The organism is Amycolatopsis albispora (assembly GCF_003312875.1).
GTDB lineage: Bacteria > Actinomycetota > Actinomycetes > Mycobacteriales > Pseudonocardiaceae > Amycolatopsis > Amycolatopsis albispora.
Window position 1 is genome coordinate 1,199,864 of record NZ_CP015163.1, and the last position, 19,264, is coordinate 1,219,127.

General features: G+C 69.6%; 15 protein-coding genes. 8 read left to right on the plus strand and 7 right to left on the minus strand.

Annotated features, from left to right (window positions below; translation table 11 throughout):
* Positions 1–33: 33 nt before the first annotated feature.
* The 5 genes from A4R43_RS05805 to A4R43_RS05825 form a co-directional block, all read right to left on the minus strand.
* Entirely contained in the window at positions 34–2,364 is a 2,331-nt protein-coding gene (locus A4R43_RS05805; protein ID WP_113691358.1) for a SpoIIE family protein phosphatase, read from the minus strand.
* On the minus strand, positions 2,365–6,879 hold the full coding sequence (locus A4R43_RS05810) for a HAMP domain-containing protein (RefSeq protein WP_113691359.1): 4,515 nt from the start codon (positions 6,877–6,879) through the stop codon (positions 2,365–2,367). It lies immediately after the preceding gene.
* Positions 6,880–6,989: 110 nt separating this feature from the next.
* Entirely contained in the window at positions 6,990–7,358 is a 369-nt protein-coding gene (locus A4R43_RS05815; protein WP_236808793.1) for an STAS domain-containing protein, read from the minus strand.
* A gap of 4 nt (positions 7,359–7,362) precedes the next feature.
* Positions 7,363–8,250, minus strand: coding sequence for a DUF3800 domain-containing protein (locus tag A4R43_RS05820; RefSeq protein ID WP_113691360.1), 888 nt, complete (start codon positions 8,248–8,250; stop codon positions 7,363–7,365).
* 36 nt (positions 8,251–8,286) lie between these two features.
* A complete protein-coding gene (locus A4R43_RS05825) occupies positions 8,287–8,571 on the minus strand; it encodes a hypothetical protein (protein WP_113691361.1) in 285 nt (94 codons plus the stop codon).
* A 348-nt stretch (positions 8,572–8,919) separates the two neighbouring features.
* Between A4R43_RS05825 and A4R43_RS05830 the strand changes: the two genes are divergently transcribed.
* The 5 genes from A4R43_RS05830 to A4R43_RS05850 all read left to right on the plus strand — a co-directional run bounded on the left by A4R43_RS05830 (position 8,920) and on the right by A4R43_RS05850 (position 14,021).
* Positions 8,920–9,681, plus strand: a complete 762-nt coding sequence (locus tag A4R43_RS05830; protein ID WP_113691362.1) for a chitinase — start codon at positions 8,920–8,922, stop codon at positions 9,679–9,681.
* A 104-nt stretch (positions 9,682–9,785) separates the two neighbouring features.
* Complete coding sequence (gene sucC, locus A4R43_RS05835; RefSeq protein ID WP_113691363.1) at positions 9,786–10,907, plus strand: ADP-forming succinate--CoA ligase subunit beta; 1,122 nt, start codon at positions 9,786–9,788, stop codon at positions 10,905–10,907.
* Positions 10,908–10,911: 4 nt separating this feature from the next.
* The gene (gene sucD / locus A4R43_RS05840; protein WP_113691364.1) at positions 10,912–11,799 is read left to right on the plus strand and encodes a succinate--CoA ligase subunit alpha; all 888 of its coding nucleotides are present in this window, start codon (positions 10,912–10,914) and stop codon (positions 11,797–11,799) included.
* Positions 11,796–12,677 (plus strand): 2-hydroxy-3-oxopropionate reductase, encoded by an 882-nt coding sequence (locus A4R43_RS05845; protein WP_113691365.1) that lies wholly within the window; start codon positions 11,796–11,798, stop codon positions 12,675–12,677. The genes sucD and A4R43_RS05845 overlap by 4 nt, the downstream gene beginning before the upstream one ends.
* Positions 12,678–12,875: 198 nt before the next feature.
* Positions 12,876–14,021, plus strand: coding sequence for a DUF222 domain-containing protein (locus A4R43_RS05850; protein ID WP_113691366.1), 1,146 nt, complete (start codon positions 12,876–12,878; stop codon positions 14,019–14,021).
* Here the strand turns inward: A4R43_RS05850 and fdhD are convergent.
* The gene (fdhD, locus tag A4R43_RS05855) at positions 13,990–14,835 is read right to left on the minus strand and encodes a formate dehydrogenase accessory sulfurtransferase FdhD (RefSeq protein WP_113691367.1); all 846 of its coding nucleotides are present in this window, start codon (positions 14,833–14,835) and stop codon (positions 13,990–13,992) included. The genes A4R43_RS05850 and fdhD overlap by 32 nt on opposite strands.
* Positions 14,835–15,809, minus strand: a complete 975-nt coding sequence (locus A4R43_RS05860; protein WP_113691368.1) for a 2-dehydropantoate 2-reductase — start codon at positions 15,807–15,809, stop codon at positions 14,835–14,837. The genes fdhD and A4R43_RS05860 overlap by 1 nt, the downstream gene beginning before the upstream one ends.
* Before the next feature lie 91 nt (positions 15,810–15,900).
* Between A4R43_RS05860 and A4R43_RS05865 the strand changes: the two genes are divergently transcribed.
* The 3 genes from A4R43_RS05865 to frc all read left to right on the plus strand — a co-directional run bounded on the left by A4R43_RS05865 (position 15,901) and on the right by frc (position 19,263).
* Positions 15,901–16,146: a DUF6457 domain-containing protein gene (locus A4R43_RS05865; protein WP_113691369.1), complete on the plus strand. Its 246-nt coding sequence runs from the start codon at positions 15,901–15,903 to the stop codon at positions 16,144–16,146.
* A gap of 135 nt (positions 16,147–16,281) precedes the next feature.
* The gene (locus A4R43_RS05870; protein WP_113691370.1) at positions 16,282–18,018 is read left to right on the plus strand and encodes a thiamine pyrophosphate-binding protein; all 1,737 of its coding nucleotides are present in this window, start codon (positions 16,282–16,284) and stop codon (positions 18,016–18,018) included.
* Positions 18,019–18,030: 12 nt separating this feature from the next.
* Entirely contained in the window at positions 18,031–19,263 is a 1,233-nt protein-coding gene (gene frc, locus A4R43_RS05875; protein ID WP_113691371.1) for a formyl-CoA transferase, read from the plus strand.
* The last annotated feature ends 1 nt before the right edge of the window (position 19,264 follow it).

The following is a 19,264-nucleotide window of genomic DNA, read 5'->3' on the forward strand; positions in this document are numbered from 1 at the left end:
GCCAGACGTCTCGAAAGCCACATTCGTGACACCTCAGTCGAGTTGGATGCCGACGATGCAGGTGTCGTCGTCGGTGTCGGCGTTGCTGTGGGTGAGCAGGGTGTCCAGCGTGGCTTCGAGCGAGTCCGCCGGGGTCTCGGCCAGGGTGAGCAGCTGCGCGATGGCCTCGTCGATGGACCGGCCCTTCCGCTCGATCAGGCCGTCGGTGTAGAGCAGCAGGATGTCCGACGGCGCCAGCTGCACGCTCTGCTCCTCGTACTCGGCCGCCGCCGTGGCGCCGAGGAGGATGCCGCCGATCATCGGCTGGCAGCTCGCCCGCCGCTCCCGGATCAGCACCGGCGGCAGGTGCCCGGCCCGCGCCCACCGCAGCACGCGCGTCGCCGGGTCGTAGATGCCGCACACCGCGGTCGCGATCACCCGTTTCGCCAGGTGGTGCGCCACCAGGTTCAGCCAGGTGAGCAGCTGCGCCGGACCGGCGCCGGTGGCGGCCAGCCCGCGCAGCGCGTTCCGCAGCACCACCATGCCGGTCGCCGCTTCGATGCCGTGCCCGGCGATGTCGCCGACCGAGAGCAGGATCTGCTTCGACGGCAGGGTCACCGCGTCGTACCAGTCGCCGCCGACGAGCTGGTCGTTTTCGGCGGGACGGTAGTGCACGGCCACGCGCAGCCCGGCGGTCGCGATCGGGTCGGGCGCGGTCGGCATGATCGCGCGCTGCAGGTGCAGGGCCAGCCGGTTGCGCTCGGCGGACTGCTGCTCGCTGTGCGCCAGCTGGTCCCGCGTGGCCGCCAGCGCCACCTCGGTCCAGTGCTGCGCCGAGATGTCCTGGTACGCCCCGCGCACGGTGAGCAGCCGCCCGTCCGCGTCGAGCACCGGATCGGCGATCACCCGGATGTGCCGCGAGATGCCGTCCGGCCGCTGCAGCCGGAACGCCGTGGACGCGGGCCGCCGGTGGTGTAGCAGGGTGCGCAGGAACCGGCCGATGGCGATCGCGTCGTCGGGGTCGGCGTGCGCGGACAACCGTTGCAGCGCAATGGGTTCCGCCGTCACCGGCAGCCCGTACAACGCGAAGACCTCGGTGTTCCAGGCGATTTCACCGGTGACCGCGTTCTCCTCGAACCCGCCGATCCGGCCGAGCCGCTGCGCGTGCTGCAGCAGGCTGGCCAGCCGCGCCGTCTCGTCCTGCACGCGCCAGACCAGCAGCACCGCGTCGCCGTGACGGCTGACGCTGATGCCCGCGGTCAGCGTCACCGGCACCTGGTCCACCAGCGTGGTGAGCGTGGTCTGCCTGGTGCGGAACGGCTCACCGGTGGCGTGCACGTGCTCGACCTTGTCGTACAACCCGCTTTTCCCGGCCACCATCGGGTACACCTCGAGCAGCCGCGCGCCGACCACGGCGTTGCGCGGCCGCCCGGCGGGATCGGCGAAGGCGGCGTTGGCGTGGTGGATGCGGAAGTCCAGCAGCCCGCCGTCGGGACCGAGTTCGGGCAGCAGCACCAGCGCCGGGTCGAGCACCGCGTCCGCGACGGCCACCAGCCGGGCCGCACCGGGTTCCCCGGCGGGCGAGACGGCCGGGGCGTCCAGGGTGTGCGCGCACAGGCCGGCCAGCGCTTCGAGCTGCCGCTCGATCTGCCGCGGCTGCCTGGCCAGCGGCTCCGGCCAGCAGACCTCCAGCACCCCGAGGATGCGGCCGCCCGCGTCGGCGGGCACGGTCACCCGCGCGCCCGCTACCTCCCGCTGGCCGATCGACGGGGTGGTGAGCTGCTCCAGCCAGACCAGGCGGCGTTCGGTGAGCGCCTGGCGTGCCGGGGTGACCGGTCCCGGCGGCACGTACCGCCACCGCCCCGCTTCCTCCGCGGTGAGCCCGGCGAAACCCGCCAGTGAAAGGGAACCGTCCGCGCCCGCGGCCCAGATCGCCACCGCGGTCGCGCCCAGCGGGGCGAGCGCGTGCGCCAGCAGCGATTCGGCGACGGCCTGCGCGTCCGACGCCGCCGACACCCCGCTTTCCGCGCTGCGCAGGCGAACCGCCGCCGACGGACCCGGTTCCCGCGCGGCGGCCGTCGCGACCAGCTCGTCCGCCGCCTCGCCCAGCTTGTCGCGCGAGGACTGGTTGATGATGTCCGCGGCCAGTTCCAGTTGCGGCACCCCGGCCCGCCCGGCCAGTTCCGCCAGCTGCCGCGCGGCCTGCGACGGTCCACAGTGGAGCCTTTCCACCAGGATGCCCTTGGCCAGCTCGACCAGCGCCCTGCCCTCGGCCTCGGCGTGCGCCTGCCGGACCTCGGCCCGCAGCCGCTCGACGGTGGCCGCGAGCCTGCTCAGGTCCGCGGTGTCGGCGGTCTCGGCGGTGTCGGTTTTCGGATCGGCCACCTAGTCCTCCAGCCAGCGCTGGATGCAGGCCAGCAGCCGCGCGGAGTCGACCGGCTTGGTCACGTAGTCGCTGGCACCGGAACCGAGGCTCTTCTCCTGGTCACCCGGCATCGCCTTGGCGGTGACCGCGATGATCGGCAGGTCGCGGTGCTCGGGCATCGCCCGGATCGCCGCGGTGGCCGCGTAGCCGTCCATTTCCGGCATCATCACATCCATCAGCACCAGGTCGATCTCCGGGTGCGCGAGCAGCGCCTCCACCCCGCGCCGCCCGTTCTCCGCGTGCAGCACCCGCAGGCCGTGCACCTCCAGCATGCTGGTCAGCGCGTAGACGTTGCGGGTGTCGTCATCGACCACCAGCACGGTACGCCCGGCCACCCGCCGATCCACCGCACGCGGTGCACCCGGCGATTCGGGGGCCTGCGCGCGGACCAGCGGCAGCACGTCACCGGGCTGCTCGGCGGTCATGTGCAGCGCGATCCGCTCCCGCAGGTCGTCCAGGCTGGACAGCAGTTCCAGCGGCCGCGCGCTGGCCCTGGCCTGCAGCGCGCGCTCGGCGTCGCCGTCGAGCCGCCGGTTGTGGTGCGCCAGCACCGGCACCGAGCGCAGCGCCGAATCGCCGTCCATCGCGGCGAGGAAGCGCAGGCCGGCGCCGTCGGGCATGTCCAGTTCCAGCACCACGCAGTGGAACGCCTGCGCGGCGAGCGCGGCGGCGGCCTCCTCGGCGCCGACCACGGTGACCAGCTCGACCGGCCCCCTGGTCTCGATGCTGTCGGGCACGTCGGCCAGGTCGGCCAGCACGCTCTCGGCCACCAGCGACAGCAGGCCGCGCGGGTACTTCTCGATCACCAGCAGCCGCCGCTGCTGGGGCGGGCCCGCGGCCGCGTCGGGTTCCGGCGCGGGATCGGGCGCGGGCGCGGGGGAGGCCTCTTCGAAGTCGGGCCTGGCCACCGGCAGGTACAGGGTGAACGTGCTGCCGTGGCCGGGGCTGCTGGCCACGGTGATCACCCCGCCGAGCAGGAAGGCGATCTCCCGGCTGATCGACAGGCCCAGCCCGGTGCCGCCGTACTTGCGGCTGGTGGTGCCGTCGGCCTGCTGGAAGGCGCCGAAAATGGACTGCAGCTGCTGCTCGGGAATGCCGATGCCGGTGTCGGTGACCCGGAAGGCGATGGCCGCGCCGTGGTGGCCGACCGGCGCGGGCAGCTCCGGCTCGGTGGCCGGTTCGATGAGCAGCTCGACCCCGCCCTCCTCGGTGAACTTCACCGCGTTGGACAGCAGGTTGCGCAGCACCTGGCGCAGCCGCGAGTCGTCGGTGAGCAGGTCGACCGGCACGCCCGGCGCGGTCCGCACGCGGAAGGTCAGGTTCTTCTGCGTGGTCAGCGGCCGGAAGGTGGCCTCGACGTAGTCCAGCAGCCGCCGCAGCGGCACGCGCTCCGGGCTGATGTCCATCTTGCCGGCCTCGACCTTCGACAGGTCCAGGATGTCGTTGATCAGCTGCAGCAGGTCCGAGCCGGCGGAGTGGATGATGCCGGCGTACTCGACCTGCTTCGAGGTCAGGTTGCGGGTGGGGTTCTGCGCCAGCAGCTGGGCCAGGATGAGCAGGCTGTTCAGCGGCGTCCGCAGTTCGTGGCTCATGTTCGCGAGGAACTCGGACTTGTACTTCGAGGCGATGGTGAGCTGCTGCGCGCGGGTCTCCAGCTCCTGCCTGGCCTGCTCGATCTCCAGGTTCTTCGCCTCGATGTCGCTGTTCTGGCTGGCCAGCAGCGCGGCCTTCTCCTCCAGCTCGGCGTTGGACCGCTGCAGTTCCTCCTGCCGGATCTGCAGCTCGCCCGAGCGCGACTGGAGCTCGGTGGCCAGCCGCTGCGACTCGACCAGCAGCTCGTCGGTCCGCGCGTTGGCCACGATGGTGTTCACGTTGACGCCGACGGTTTCCATCAGCTGGTCGAGGAAGTCGCGATGGGTGGCGGTGAACCGGTGCACCGAGGCCAGCTCGATCACGCCGAGCACCTGGTCCTCGACCACGATCGGCAGCACCAGCAGATTGGTCGGCGTGGTCCGGCCCAGCCCGGAGGAGATGGCGATGAACCCGGCGGGCATCTCGTCCACCGCGATCGTCCTGCGGCCGCGGGCCGCCTGCCCGACCAGCGATTCGCCGAACCGGAAGCGGATGTCGCCGTCGGCGGCCGGGTGCCCGTACGCGGCGATCAACCGCAGCTCGGGGGTCGCCGAGGACTCGTCGGCGAGGTAGAAGGCGCCGTACTGGGCCGAAACCAGCGGTGCCAGCTCGTCCATGATCAGCTCGGCGACCACGGCCAGGTCGCGGCGGCCCTGCATCAGGCTGGAAATGCGGGCGAGATTGGACTTGAGCCAGTCCTGTTCCTGGTTGGCCTTGGTGGTCTCGCGCAGCGACTCCACCATCGAGTTGATGTTGTCCTTGAGCTCGGCCACCTCCCCGGAGGCCTCCACGGTGATCGAGCGGGTCAGGTCGCCCTCGGCCACCGCGCTGGTCACCTCGGCGATCGCGCGCACCTGGCGGGTCAGGTTCCCGGCCAGCTCGTTGACGTTCTCGGTGAGCCGCTTCCAGGTGCCGGACACGCCTTCGACCTCGGCCTGCCCGCCGAGACGGCCTTCCTTGCCGACCTCGCGCGCCACGCGCGTGACCTCGGCGGCGAACGCCGAAAGCTGGTCCACCATGGTGTTGATGGTGGTCTTCAGTTCGAGGATTTCGCCGCGCGCGTCCACGTCGATCTTGCGGGTCAGGTCACCGAGCGCCACCGCGGTGGTCACCTGGGCGATGTTGCGCACCTGGTTGGTCAGGTTGTTCGCCATGAAGTTGACGTTGTCGGTGAGGTCCTTCCAGGTGCCCGCCACGTTCGGCACCTGCGCCTGCCCGCCGAGCATGCCTTCGGTGCCGACCTCGCGGGCGACGCGCGTGACCTCGTCGGCGAAGGCGGACAGCGTGTCCACCATCGTGTTGATCACCCCGGCGAGCGCGGCCACCTCACCCTTGGCCTCCACGGTGATCTTCTGCGACAGGTCACCGCGCGCCACGGCGGCGGCGACCTGCGCGATGGAGCGAACCTGACCGGTCAGGTTCGACGCCATCACGTTCACGTTGTCGGTCAGGTCCTCCCAGGTGCCCGAAACGCCGCGCACGGTCGCCTGCCCGCCGAGATTGCCCTCGGTGCCGACTTCGCGGGCGACGCGGGTGACTTCGTCGGCGAAGGCGGAGAGCTGATCGACCATCGTGTTGATGGTTTCCTTCAGTTCCAGGATTTCCCCGCGCGCGTCCACCCGGATCTTCTGCGACAGGTCGCCCTTGGCCACCGCGGTGGTCACCTGCGCGATGGACCGCACCTGCGCGGTCAGGTTGTCGGCCATCACGTTCACCGATTCGGTGAGCGCCTTCCAGGTGCCGGACACGCCCTTGACGTCGGCCTGCCCGCCGAGACGGCCTTCGGTGCCGACTTCGCGGGCGACGCGGGTGACTTCGTCGGCGAAGGCGGACAGCTGGTCCACCATGGTGTTGATGGTGTTCTTGAGTTCCAGGATTTCCCCGCGCGCAGTGACGGTGATCTTCTGCGACAGGTCGCCCCGCGCCACCGCGGTGGCGACCTGGGCGATGGACCGCACCTGCGCGGTCAGGTTGCCCGCCATGAAGTTCACCGAGTCGGTCAGGTCGCGCCAGGTGCCGGACACGCCCTTCACGTCGGCCTGCCCGCCGAGAATTCCCTCGGTGCCCACTTCGCGCGCCATTCTGGTGACTTCGTCGGCGAACGAGGAGAGCTGGTCGACCATGGTGTTGATGGTGTTCTTCAGTTCGAGGATTTCGCCGCGCGCGTCCACGTCGATTTTCTGCGAAAGGTCCCCTTTTGCCACCGCGGTGGTCACCTGCGCGATATTGCGCACCTGATCGGTGAGGTTCCCGGCCATGAAATTCACCGAATCGGTGAGATCGCGCCACACCCCGCCCACCCCGGGCACCTGCGCCTGCCCGCCGAGGCGGCCTTCACTGCCCACTTCGCGCGCCACGCGGGTGACTTCGTCGGCGAACGAGGAAAGCTGGTCCACCATCGTGTTGACGGTTTCCTTGAGTTCCAGGATTTCGCCGCGCGCGTCCACGTCGATCTTCTGCGAAAGGTCCCCGCTGGCCACCGCGGTGGCCACCTGCGCGATGTCACGCACCTGCGTGGTGAGGTTGCCCGCCATCGCGTTCACCGAATCGGTGAGGTCCTCCCAGGTACCGGAAACCCCGGGCACCTGCGCCTGCCCGCCGAGGCGGCCGTCGGTGCCGACTTCGCGCGCCACCCGGGTGACCTCGGAGGTGAACAGGGAAAGCTGGTCCACCATGCCGTTGAAGACGGTGGCGATTTCCCCGAGCAGCCCGTCGGCGTCACCGGGCAGCCGGATGCCGAAATCGCCGTCGCGCACGGCGGTCAGTCCCGCCAGCAATTGCCGCAGTTCCGGCTGCTCGGCCCGGTGTGGTGCGCGGTTTTCCTTGATCGTCGCCTCGCCCATGCCACAACCCCGCTTCGAATCGGCCGGTCGCGGCCGGGACCGGCGGCACCGCGGTTCAACTTACCGCCGCCGCGACCGGTTCGGGTCAGGCGATTACTGGCGCGAGTGGGTTAATTCCGGCCGAGCGCTTCTTCACGGGTGCGGTAGACGTCGAGCACCTCGGTCAGCCCGGTGATTTCCAGCGGGCGGAGGGTGGCGGTGCCGCCCGCGACCACGCGCAGTTCGGTGGCTTCCCCGGCTTCGTCGCGCAGCGAGACCATGGCCTCCAGCCCGGCCGACGCCAGGAACACCACGTCGGTCAGGTCCAGGACGAGCCGGGACGGCCGCTCCCGCAGCACTTCGGCACCCGCGGCCCGCACGCGGGGCGCGGTGAGCAGGTCGATTTCGCCGCCCACCACCACGAGCACCGTGGCGCCGAGCCGCTCCGTCCGCACGGACAGGGGAGGGCCCTCGCTGGACGCCATCACGTCGGAAGTCACGCGGTCATCCTCCCACGGCGAGGTCACGGCCCGATCCCCGGCGCAGTCCGTTCCACCATGCGGAGGTAGGCGCGGTGAACGGCCGCAGCAACGCGCTCAGCTCGGCGTCACCGCGTCCGTTCAGCTCGTCGGAGGCGATTTTCCTGGCCACTCCGGCGAGGAAATCGGCGACCTGCACGCGCGCGTCCGCGCGGGAATCGACAAAGCGCAGCCGCAGCGGGACATTTCCCAGCAACCGGCGCACCACGGTGAGCCGTTCGGCGGTCAGCGAAGGCTGTTCGTCGTGCACCACCGAAACGCCGTGGCCGCCGTCGCCGAACCAGCGCACGGTTTCGGCGAGCGCGGGCAGCAGCGGGTTCACCAGCGCGCCGCCGCGCCAGGCGGCGACGTCCGCGCGCCGCAGCCGGTCCGCCAAGCCGGTGCCCGCCACCAGTTCGGCGAGGGAATCGGCGGGCTCCTGACGGTTCGTGGTGCGAATGAGATCGTTGAAGGCGCCGAGCACGCGTGACCAGCCGGCGGCGCCGAAGGCCCGCAGCCCGTCGCCGTGCAGGCGGTCCCGGTCTTCGCCGAGCAGCTCGGCCAGCAGCCCGGCGGTGAACAACGCCTTGTCGGTCAGGTGCACCACGGCCACGCCGGACAGCGGACCGCCGGGGGCCAGCAGCCAGGTCAGCACCGGCCGGTGCTTGGACCGCAGCAGGTGGTTCGCCTTGTATTCGAGCGCGGGGGAGCGGATGCGGCCGCGGATCTCGGTCAGGCAGGCCGCGGCGGCGGCCGGGCTCAGCGCCACCCCGGCGTGGGCGAAGACGTCGGTTTCCCCGCCGATGAGCTTTTCGCCCTCGGACCCCGATTCGTCGCAGGCGATCTCGACGAACGGCCGTTCGTCGTCACGCATGCGGGTGATCGTAACCCCTGATACCCCGCCACCGGCTCAGGCGACCGGCCGCACGCCCTGCCCGATGGCCGAGGCCAGGAAGCACCAGCCGCGGGAGACGGTCAGGCAGGGCAGGTGCCGTTCCCGCAGGCGCTTCAGCCGCGGCTCGTCGCCGTGCAGCAGTTCCTGGTCGACCACACCGCAGATGACCCCGTCCGCTACCTCATCCGCCGCGATCACCCCGTGCCGCCCGGCCCAGGCGGCCAGTTCGCGGATCGCGGCGGAGTCGCCGAGGTAGACCACCTTCAGCGCGGTGCTGGCTCTTCGTTCTTCGGCAGGCATCACTCGCTCCACTTCCTCGCCGGTGGCGCTGCCCGGCGGAATAGCCGGAACCGCTCCCGGTCAAACCGTTGAACACCCGGGGCCGGGCGGTTCGCCAGTACTTTTCCACCGAATCGATCGAGTGTTCCGCCGGATGGCAACCGTGGAACGTCCTTTGTAGACGCCGGGGCATGTTGGTGAAGGGTGTGCACCCGGTTGGGAATCTTCTGACAAAACCGGACAAGGTGTGCCGGTCGTCTTGACGGGGACATTGGTCTAGTCCATTGTCGGTGGGCATACCAGGTCGCGGAGCGTGTCCGGACGCGGACCGGCCGCGACTGCCCGGTCCCCACCAGGCATGGAGGCACTATGTCCATCCGCAAGTCCATTCACCGGAAGCTGGCCGTGGTGGCGGCTTCACTGGCCGCGGGCGCGCTCGCGGTGGTGCTGCCGTCGGTCGCTTCGGCGGGTTCCGAAACCACCGGAACGGCCGAAGGCGACGTGAACGCCGCCGCGTTCGTGGTCAGCGAGGCCCAGTTCAACCAGATGTTCCCGAACCGGAACCCGTTTTACACCTACAGCGGGCTGACCGCCGCGATGAGCTCGTACCCCGGCTTCGCCAACACCGGCAGTGACACGGTGAAGAAGCAGGAAGCGGCCGCGTTCCTGGCCAACGTCAACCACGAGACCGGTGGCCTGGTCCACATCGTGGAGCAGAACCAGGACAACTACCCGCACTACTGCGACGCCACCCAGCCCTACGGCTGCCCGGCCGGGCAGGCCGCCTACTACGGCCGCGGCCCGGTCCAGCTCAGCTGGAACTTCAACTACAAGGCCGCGGGTGACGCGCTGGGCATCGACCTGCTCAACAACCCGTACCTGGTGCAGAACGACGCGGCCGTGGCCTGGCGGACCGGCCTCTGGTACTGGAACACCCAGAGCGGCCCCGGCACGATGACCCCGCACGACGCGATGGTCAACGGCCGCGGCTTCGGGGAGACCATCCGCAGCATCAACGGCGCGCTCGAATGCGACGGCAAGAACCCCGGCCAGGTGCAGAGCCGGGTCACCGCGTACCAGAACTTCGCCGCGGTGCTCGGCGTCGACCCCGGCGGCAACCTCTACTGCTGAGCCTGCTGACGCTCACCCCGGCGGGGCCGCCGCCGGGGTGAGCTGTCGGGTGTGCCCGCTTGGGCCTAGACAGCGTCTTACATACTGCATACAGTCTACAGATCGTGGATCTGTACGAGTACCAAGCCAAGGAGCTGTTCTCGGCGCACGGAGTACCGGTCGGCCCGCAGCGCGTGGTCACCGCTCCCGGCGCCGCCGTCGACGCGGCCGCGGAATTCGGCACTCCCGTGGTCCTCAAGGCACAGGTGAAAACCGGCGGGCGCGGCAAAGCCGGGGGAGTGAAGCTCGCCAGCACTCCCGAAGCCGTGCGTGCCGGTGCCGAGGCGATCCTCGGCATGGACATCAAGGGGCACGTGGTGCGCCGCCTGCTGGTCACCCCGGCCGCTGACATCCGCGCGGAGTTCTACGTCTCCTTCCTGCTCGACCGCGCCGGGCGCAGCTTTCTCGCGCTGGCTTCGGCCGAGGGCGGGGTGGACATCGAGGAGAACCCGGATTCGCTGGCCAGGGTGCCCGTCGACGCCATCGCGGGCGTCGACCTGGCCAAGGCCAAGGAGATCGCGGCCGCCGCCGGGCTGCCCGACGACGCCGCAGGCGTGCTGGTGAAGCTGTGGGAGGTCTTCGTCGCGGAGGACGCCACGCTGGTCGAGGTGAATCCGCTGGCCCGTGCTGGCGACGGCGAGATCGTCGCGCTGGACGGGAAGGTCACCCTCGACGCCAACGCCGCCTTCCGCCACCCGGAGCACGCCGCGCTGGAGGACACCGAAACCGAGGAACCGCTCGAATCGGCGGCGAAGGCCAAGGGGCTCAACTACGTCAAGCTCGACGGCCAGGTCGGCGTGATCGGCAACGGCGCCGGGCTGGTGATGTCCACTTTGGACGTGGTGGCCGGGGCGGGCGCGGCACCGGCGAACTTCCTCGACATCGGCGGTGGCGCGTCGGCCGAGGTGATGGCCGCCGGGCTGGAGATCATTCTCTCCGATCCGGCGGTGCGCAGCGTGCTGGTGAACGTGTTCGGCGGGATCACCGCCTGCGACGCGGTCGCCGACGGCATCGTCAAGGCCTTCGACCTGCTCGGCACCGTGGAGCGGCCGATCGTGGTGCGCCTGGACGGCAACAACGCCGAGGCGGGCCGCGAAATCCTCGACCGCGCCGCCCTGCCGGGGCTGATCAGGGCCGACACCATGGACTCCGCCGCGCGGCGCGCGGCCGAACTAGCCGGAGCGTGAGCCGATGGCCATCTTTCTCACCGAGCACTCCAGGATCATCGTCCAGGGCATGACCGGGTCCGAGGGCCGCAAGCACACCGCGCGCATGCTCGCGGCCGGCGCGACCGTGGTCGGCGGGGTGACCCCCGGCCGCGGCGGGCAGACCGCCGAGATCGGCGGTCAGCGGTTGCCGGTCTACGACGACGTCGGCAAGGCGATGGTGGAAACCGGCGCGGACACCTCGGTCATCTTCGTGCCGCCGAAGTTCGCGAAGGACGCGGTCCTCGAGGCGATCGACGCGGAGATCGGGCTGGCGGTGGTGATCACCGAGGGCATCCCGGTGCACGATTCGGCGTATTTCTGGGCGCACGCGGTCGCGAAGGGCGGCCGGACGCGGATCATCGGGCCGAACTGCCCCGGCGTGATCAGCCCCGGGAAGTCCAACGCGGGGATCATCCCGGCGGACATCACCGGGGCCGGGCCGATCGGGCTGGTGTCGAAGTCCGGCACGTTGACCTACCAGCTGATGCACGAACTGCGCGACATCGGCTTCACCACGGCGGTCGGCATCGGCGGTGACCCGGTCATCGGGACCACGCACATCGACGCGCTGGCGGAGTTCCAGGCCGATCCGGCGACCGAGGTGATCGTGCTGATCGGCGAGATCGGCGGCGACGCCGAGGAACGCGCGGCCGAGTACATCCGCGAGCGGGTGACCAAGCCGGTGGTCGGTTACGTCGCCGGATTCACCGCCCCGGAAGGGAAAACCATGGGGCACGCGGGCGCGATCGTGTCCGGTTCGTCCGGCACCGCCGAGGCGAAGAAGGCCGCGCTGGAGGCGGTCGGTGTGCTGGTGGGCCGGACACCGACCGAGACGGCGAACCTGGTGCGCCGGATCCTGGAGGGCGAATGAGCAACTCGATCGGCTTCATCGGACTCGGCATCATGGGCGGCCCGATGTCGGTGAACCTGGCGGCCGCGGGGTACGACGTGGCCGGGTACGACGTGCATCGGCCCGCGCTCGCGCAGCTGACCGCCGCGGGCGGGCGCGCCTGCGACCGGATCGCCGACGCGGTGGCCGACGCGGACGTGGTGATCACCATGCTGCCGGATTCGCCGCAGGTGGAGGAGGTGGTGCTGGGGGAGGACGGGGTGCTCGACAACGCGAAGCCGGGCACGCTGCTGATCGACATGAGCACGATCCGGCCGGAGACGTCCCGCCGGGTGGCGGCGCTCGGTTCGACCCGGTGCCTTCGAGTGCTCGACGCTCCGGTCAGCGGTGGTCAGCAGGGCGCGATCGACGGCACACTGTCCATTATGGCCGGTGGTGAGGAGAAGGACTTCCACGCGGCTTCGGGGATCTTCGAGGTGCTGGGCAAGACGGTGGTGCATGTGGGGCCACACGGGGCGGGGCAGACGGTGAAGGCCGCCAATCAGTTGGTGGTTGGTGGGATTTACGCACTGGTGGCTGAGGCGATTGTGCTGCTGGAGGCGTCCGGGGTGGACGCGGGGGCCGGGTTGGAGGTGTTGGCTGGGGGATTGGCGGGGAGCCGGATTCTGGAGTTGAAGCGGAAGTCGATGGTGGCGCGGGAGTTTCAGCCTGGGTTCCGGATTGACTTGCATCATAAAGATATGGGGATTGTGCTGGCGGCGGCCCGGGAGGCGGAAGTGGCGTTGCCGGTGGGGGCGTTGACGGCGCAGTTGATCGGGGCGGCGAGGGCGCAGGGGGATGGGGGGTTGGATCATTCTGGGTTGTTGCGGGTGGTGGAGCGGTTGTCTGGGCGCGGGTGATTTTGGGGTGGGCCACCCCGGTATTTGATTGTGACTACGGCGAAGACCTTGTTGTCAAGGCTGGAAAGAGTACCTTGACAACAAGGTCTTCGCCGTGTTTTTGGCTGTGGACCGGGGTTGGGGCAGGTGTGGGTGGGTAGGTGGGGCGCTTTTTGTAGGCACCCTTTTGTTTCGAACGTATGTGTGATATAATTGGGTATGGAATCTTCTGAGGGGGAGATCCTCCTTGATTTGAAATCCACTGCTGCGGAGATTGCCCGGCTTGAGGCTCGGCTGGTCCGGCAGGTGGTCTCGTTCGCCCGAGCTTCTTCGATGAGGCGTGGGGTGGCCGAGGAATTGTCTATGGCTTTGTGTTTGACCAAATACAAGGCCCACGCCCTGATTGCCCACGCCGAAGGCTTGGTCGATCGTTTCCCGGCTGTGCTGGGTCTTGTGGAGGCCGGTGCTGTTCCGATGGCCTCGGCGGTCGCCGTGAATGACGCGGCCGCCTGGCTCGCCGACGACAAGGCTGCGATGGTTGATGAGGTGATGGCTGGTCGCCTTGAGGGGAAGAATCCGACGGGGGCTCGCCGGTCGGCGACTTCGGCGGCGGCCCGCGCCGATCCCGAAGGGTTCGAGGAGCGTGCCCGTAGTCCCCGTGAGGATCGCGGTCTCCACCTGCACCACGGCACCGCTGGCGTGGCTGGGCTCTCCCTGGAGAACGCCCCTGTTGAGAAGGCGGTGGCTGCGTACGTGTGCGTCGATCGCCAAGCTCGTCTGTTGAAGACTGCTGACGAGACCCGTACCCTCGACCAACTCCGCGCAGACGTGGCGCTGGACATGTTGGTGGGCAAGCAGTTCGGCGGTGAGGTGAAGGCCCATGTGTATCTGTATTTGGATGCCCTCACCTACGCCGGGCTCCGCAATGAACCCGCTGAGTTGGCGGGGCACGGGCCGATCCCGGCGTCGCTTGCCCGCGACATCGCCGCCCGGCCCGGCACGGTCTTCCAGCGAATTATTACTGATCCCGTCACTGGCCAAGTGGTGGATCTTGGCCGTCGGAGGTATCGGCCTCGGGCTGGGCTGGATGAGTTGGTGCGGGTTCGCGATCGCGAGTGTCGTCGTCCGGGGTGTACGCGTCCGGCACAGTTCAGCGACCTTGATCATTGCGACAATCGCGGCCGAGGCTGGAAAGACGGGTGTCCGACGGGTGCGACCACGCTGGTCGGGTTGTGCCGGGCCGACCACAAGTTGCGTGACCTGCCCGGCTGGCATCACGAGGTCGCGCCTGATGGCACCTTGACCATCACGACCCCGGCCAATCAGAGGTACGTCAGCAGGCCGAGGCCGCTGGGTGCGGGGTGAGGCGGTGCGTTCCCGTGTAGACGTTCATGGTGTCCCCGCGCAGGAAGCCGATCAGGGTGAGGCCGGTCTCCTCCGCCAGGTCGGCGGCGAGTGACGAGGGGGCGGATACGGCGGCCAGTGCTGGGATTCCGGCCATCACGGCCTTCTGCACCAGCTCGAACGAAGCGCGTCCCGAGACCAGCAGGATTGACGAGCGTAGCGGCAGCATGCCCGAGCGCAGGGCCCAGCCGATCACCTTGTCCACCGCGTTGTGCCGTCCGACGTCCTCGCGCAGGCACCGTAGCTCACCGTCCACAGTGAACAGTCCGGCCGCGTGCAGGCCGCCGGTGCGGTCGAAAACCCGTTGTGCCGCGCGCAAAGTGCCCGGTAGCTCCGACAACACGGCGGGATCCAGCGTAAGCGGGTCCTCGCGCACCGACCACCGTGCTTCGGTGCGGACCGCGTCCAGGCTCGCCTTTCCGCACACCCCGCACGACGAGGACATGTACACGTTCCGGTCGAGGGAGAACTCCGGCAGGTCGACACCGGGGGACAGGCGGACGTCCAGCACGTTGTAGGTGTTCGAGCCATCGTTCGTCGCGCCCGCGCAGTAGGTGATGGCGCTGACCTCGTCCGCCGCGCTGACGACGCCTTCGCTGACCAGGAAGCCCGCAGCCAGGTCGAAGTCGTGGCCGGGGGTGCGCATGGTTACCGAGAGCGGACGTCCGGCGACACGCACCTCCAGTGGTTCTTCGGCGGCCAGGGTGTCCGCGCGGGACGTGCGCCCGGACGGCGAGATCCGCAGCACGCGCCGCCGCGCGGTCACCCGGCCCATCAGGCCGACACCAGCTGGTGGTTGAGCAGGTCGGCCAGCGCGCACACCGCGCGCACCGTCGGCACTTCGACGCCGGTCAGCTCGGCCAGTTCGACCACCGCCTGCAGCAGTACGTCCAGTTCGAGCGGTTTGCCCTTCTCCAGGTCCTGGAGCGTGGAGGTCTTGTGCTCGCCGGCGCGTTCGGCGCCGGCCAGCCTGCGTTCGATGGAGATGTCGGGGTTCGCGCCCAGCGCGGTCGCCACGGCCAGCGTCTCCCGCATCATCTGCACCACCAGTTCGCGGGTGCCGAGGTGGCGGCAGATCCCCGCCATGGTCGCCCTGGCCAGCGCGCTGATCGGGTTGAAGGCGATGTTGCCCATCAGCTTCAGCCAGATGTCGCGGCGCAGGTCGGGCTCCACCGGGCACTTCAGCCCGCCCTCGACCATCGCCGCGGAAAACTCCGTGCACCGCGCCGAGATCGAGCCGTCGGGTTCGCCGATGGAGAAGCGGGTGCCTTCGAGATGGGTGATCACGCCGGGGGCGGTGATCTCGGTGGCGGCGTAGACCACGCAGCCGATCGCCCGCTCCACCGGCAGCGCGGCGGTGACCGCGCCGTCCGGGTCGACGCTGCGGATCCGGTAGTTCTCATACCTGCCCGGCAGCTTGTGGAAATACCACCACGGGATGCCGTTCTGCGCGGCGATCAGCGTGGTGCGCTCGTGCAGCAGTGGTTTGACCATCGGGCCCGCCGCGGCGTACGCGTTGGCCTTGAGCCCGAGGAACACGTGGTCGACCGGGCCGATGGTGCCCGGATCGTCGGTGACCCGTGGCCGCGCCACGAAGTCTCCGCGCGCGCTGAGCACGCGGACGCCTGCTTCCGCCATTGCCTGGAGATGCGGGCCGCGGGCGACGAGGTGGACCTCGGCCCCGGCCCGGCTGAGATGGGCACCGACATACGCGCCGATGGCGCCGGCGCCGAGAACAGCGACTTTCACGGCGTCACTCCTTGTGTAGGAATTGTATGCAGTATACGGTATGGGTACCTCTCGTCAATGAGTTCGCCGCCGGGAAACGAGGTGGGCGCGAATGACCATGCTCAGCGACTGGATCGCGGCGGTGTGCGCCGAACTCGGGCTCGACGCCCAGGACTGCGAGCGGGCGGTGGTGCTGAAGGTGGCCAGGGAATCCGCTTCGGCGGTGGCCAGGCCCGCCGCGCCGATCACCGCCTTCCTGCTCGGCGTGGCCGTCGGGCGGGGCGTTCCGGCGGCCGAGGCGGTGGCGCGCGTGCACCGCCTCGCCGACGGCTGGCCGCGGATCGACTGGCGCGACTGAAGATCGCGTCATCCGGCGATTGGGGGTGGACAACGGTCAGCGCCGAGGTCCACGATATGGATTCATACGGTATGCAGTATGCGGAACACCGTGAGCGGGTACGACCGGTTCGACCGAGTGAGGAGTGACGAGGCAATGGCGCAGACGGTCCAGACAGTGCCGGAGAGCGCCGCGGGGGTCGGTGGGGCGGAGCGCACGGAAACGCCCGAACTGATCTCAGGCGGCCACCTCGTGGCGAAGGCACTCAAGGCCGAGGGCGTGGACGTGATCTTCACCCTCTGCGGCGGGCACATCATCGACATCTACGACGGCTGCGTGGACGAGGGCATCGACGTGGTCGACGTCCGCCACGAGCAGGTGGCCGCGCACGCGGCCGACGGGTACGCCCGGATCACCGGCAAGCCGGGCTGCGCGGTGGTCACCGCCGGTCCCGGCACCACCGACGCGGTCACCGGCGTGGCGAACGCGCTGCGCGCGGAGAGCCCGATGCTGCTGATCGGCGGCCAGGGCGCGCTGTCCCAGCACAAGATGGGGTCCCTGCAGGACCTCCCGCACGTGGACATGATGACCCCGATCACCAAGTTCGCGGCCACCGTGCCCGCCACCGAGCGCGCGGCGGACATCGTCTCGATGGCTTTCCGCGAATGCTTCCACGGCGCGCCGGGGCCGTCGTTCCTGGAGATCCCGCGTGACGTGCTCGACGCGAAGGTCCCGGTGGACAAGGCCCGCGTGCCCGAGGCCGGGCACTACCGCGCCTCCACCCGCTCGGCCGGTGACCCGGTGGCCATCGAGAAACTGGCGGACCTGCTGGCGCACGCGGAAAAGCCGTGCGTGCTGCTGGGCAGCCAGGTGTGGACCTGCCGGGCCACCGAGGCGGCCACCGAGTTCGCGCGGCGGCTCAACGTACCGGCCTACATGAACGGTTCCGGCCGCGGCACGCTACCGCCCGGCGACCCGCACCACTTCCAGCTCTCGCGGCGCTACGCGTTCAACAACGCCGACCTGATCATCATCGTCGGCACCCCGTTCGACTTCCGGATGGGGTACGGGCGCAGGCTTTCCCGCGAGGCCACCGTGGTGCAGGTCGACCTGGACTACCGCACCGTCGGCAAGAACCGCGACGTCGACCTCGGCATCGTCGGCGACGCCGGCCTGGTGCTGACCGCGGTCACCGCGGCCTCCACCGGCCGGATCAGCAACGGCGCGGTCAAGCGCAAGGCGTGGCTGGAGGAGCTGCGCGCGGTGGAGAACGAGGCCTACCAGAAGCGCCTGCCGCGCCAGCTGTCCGACCAGAACCCGATCGACCCGTACCGCCTGGTGCACGAGATCAACGAGTTCCTCACCGAGGACTCCATCTACATCGGCGACGGCGGCGACATCGTCACCTTCTCCGGGCAGGTGGTGCAGCCGAAGGCACCGGGCAACTGGATGGACCCCGGTCCACTCGGGACACTCGGCGTCGGCGTGCCGTTCGCGATGGCGGCCAAGTACGCCCGGCCGGAGTCCGAAGTGGTCTGCCTGTTCGGTGACGGCGCGTTCTCGCTGACCGGCTGGGACTTCGAGACCATGGTCCGGTTCAACCTGCCGTTCGTCGGCATCGTCGGGAACAACTCGTCGATGAACCAGATCCGCTACGGCCAGATCCAGAAGTACGGCGAACCACGCGGCCGGATCGGCAACACCCTGGGCGACGTCCGCTACGACGAGTTCGCCCGCATGCTCGGCGGCTACGGCGAAGAGGTCCGCGACCCGGCGGACATCCGCCCGGCGCTCGAGCGCGCCCGTGAGTCCGGCAAGCCGTCGCTGATCAACGTCTGGGTCGATCCCGACGTCTACGCGCCGGGAACGATGAACCAGACCATGTACAAGTAGGGGAGTGCGGAGATGACCAGCAAGGCGTTGGCGGGCGTTCGCGTGCTCGACATGACCCATGTGCAGTCCGGTCCGTCGTGCACGCAGGTGCTGGCGTGGCTCGGCGCGGACGTGGTGAAGCTGGAGGCGCCGTCCGGCGACATCACCCGCAAGCAGCTGCGTGATCTGCCCGATGTGGACAGTCTCTACTTCACCATGCTGAACAGCAACAAGCGCAGCATCACGCTGAACATGAAAAGCGAGCGCGGCAAGCAGCTGTTCACCGAGATGGTGCCGCGGTTCGACATCCTGGTGGAGAACTTCGGGCCGGGCACCATCGAGCGGATGGGCTACGGCTGGGAGAAGCTGCAGGAGCTGAACCCGCGGCTGATCTACGCCTCCATCAAGGGTTTCGGCGAAGGGCCGTACAAGCACTTCAAGGCCTACGAGGTGGTCGCGCAGGCGATGGGCGGCTCGATGAGCACCACCGGCTTCGAGGACGGTCCGCCGCTGGCGACCGGCGCGCAGATCGGTGACTCCGGCACCGGCATCCACACCGTGGCCGGCATTCTCGCCGCGCTCTACCAGCGCGAGCACACCGGCCGGGGGCAGCGGGTCACCGTGGCCATGCAGCACGCGGTGCTGAACCTGTGCCGCGTGAAGCTGCGCGACCAGCAGCGGCTCAGCCACGGCGTGCTGGCCGAGTACCCGAACGACCAGTTCGGTGACGAGGTGCCGCGCTCGGGCAACGCCTCCGGCGGCGGGCAGCCGGGCTGGGCGGTGCGGTGCGCGCCGGGCGGGCCGAACGACTACGTGTACGTGATCGTGCAGCCGGTCGGCTGGGAGCCGATCGCGAGGCTGATCGGCCGCCCCGAACTGGCCGACGACCCCGAATGGGCCACGCCGGAGGCGCGGCTGCCCAAGCTGGACAAGATGTTCCAGCTGATCGAGGAGTGGACGATCAACCACAGCAAGTGGGAGGTGCTCGCGAAGCTCAACGCGCACAACGTGCCGTGCGGGCCGATCATGTCCACCAAGGAGCTGATCGAGGACACCTCGCTGGCCGACAACGACATGGTGGTGCGCGTCGAGCACCCCGAGCGCGGCGAGTTCACCACCGTCGGCTGCCCGATCAAGCTGTCGGACTCCCCGGTCGAGGTCGAGCGCTCCCCGCTGCTGGGGGAGCACAACCAGGAAATCTACGGCAGCGAGCTGGGCGTGGACGCCACCGAACTGGCCGAACTGCAAGCGAACGGAGTGATCTGAG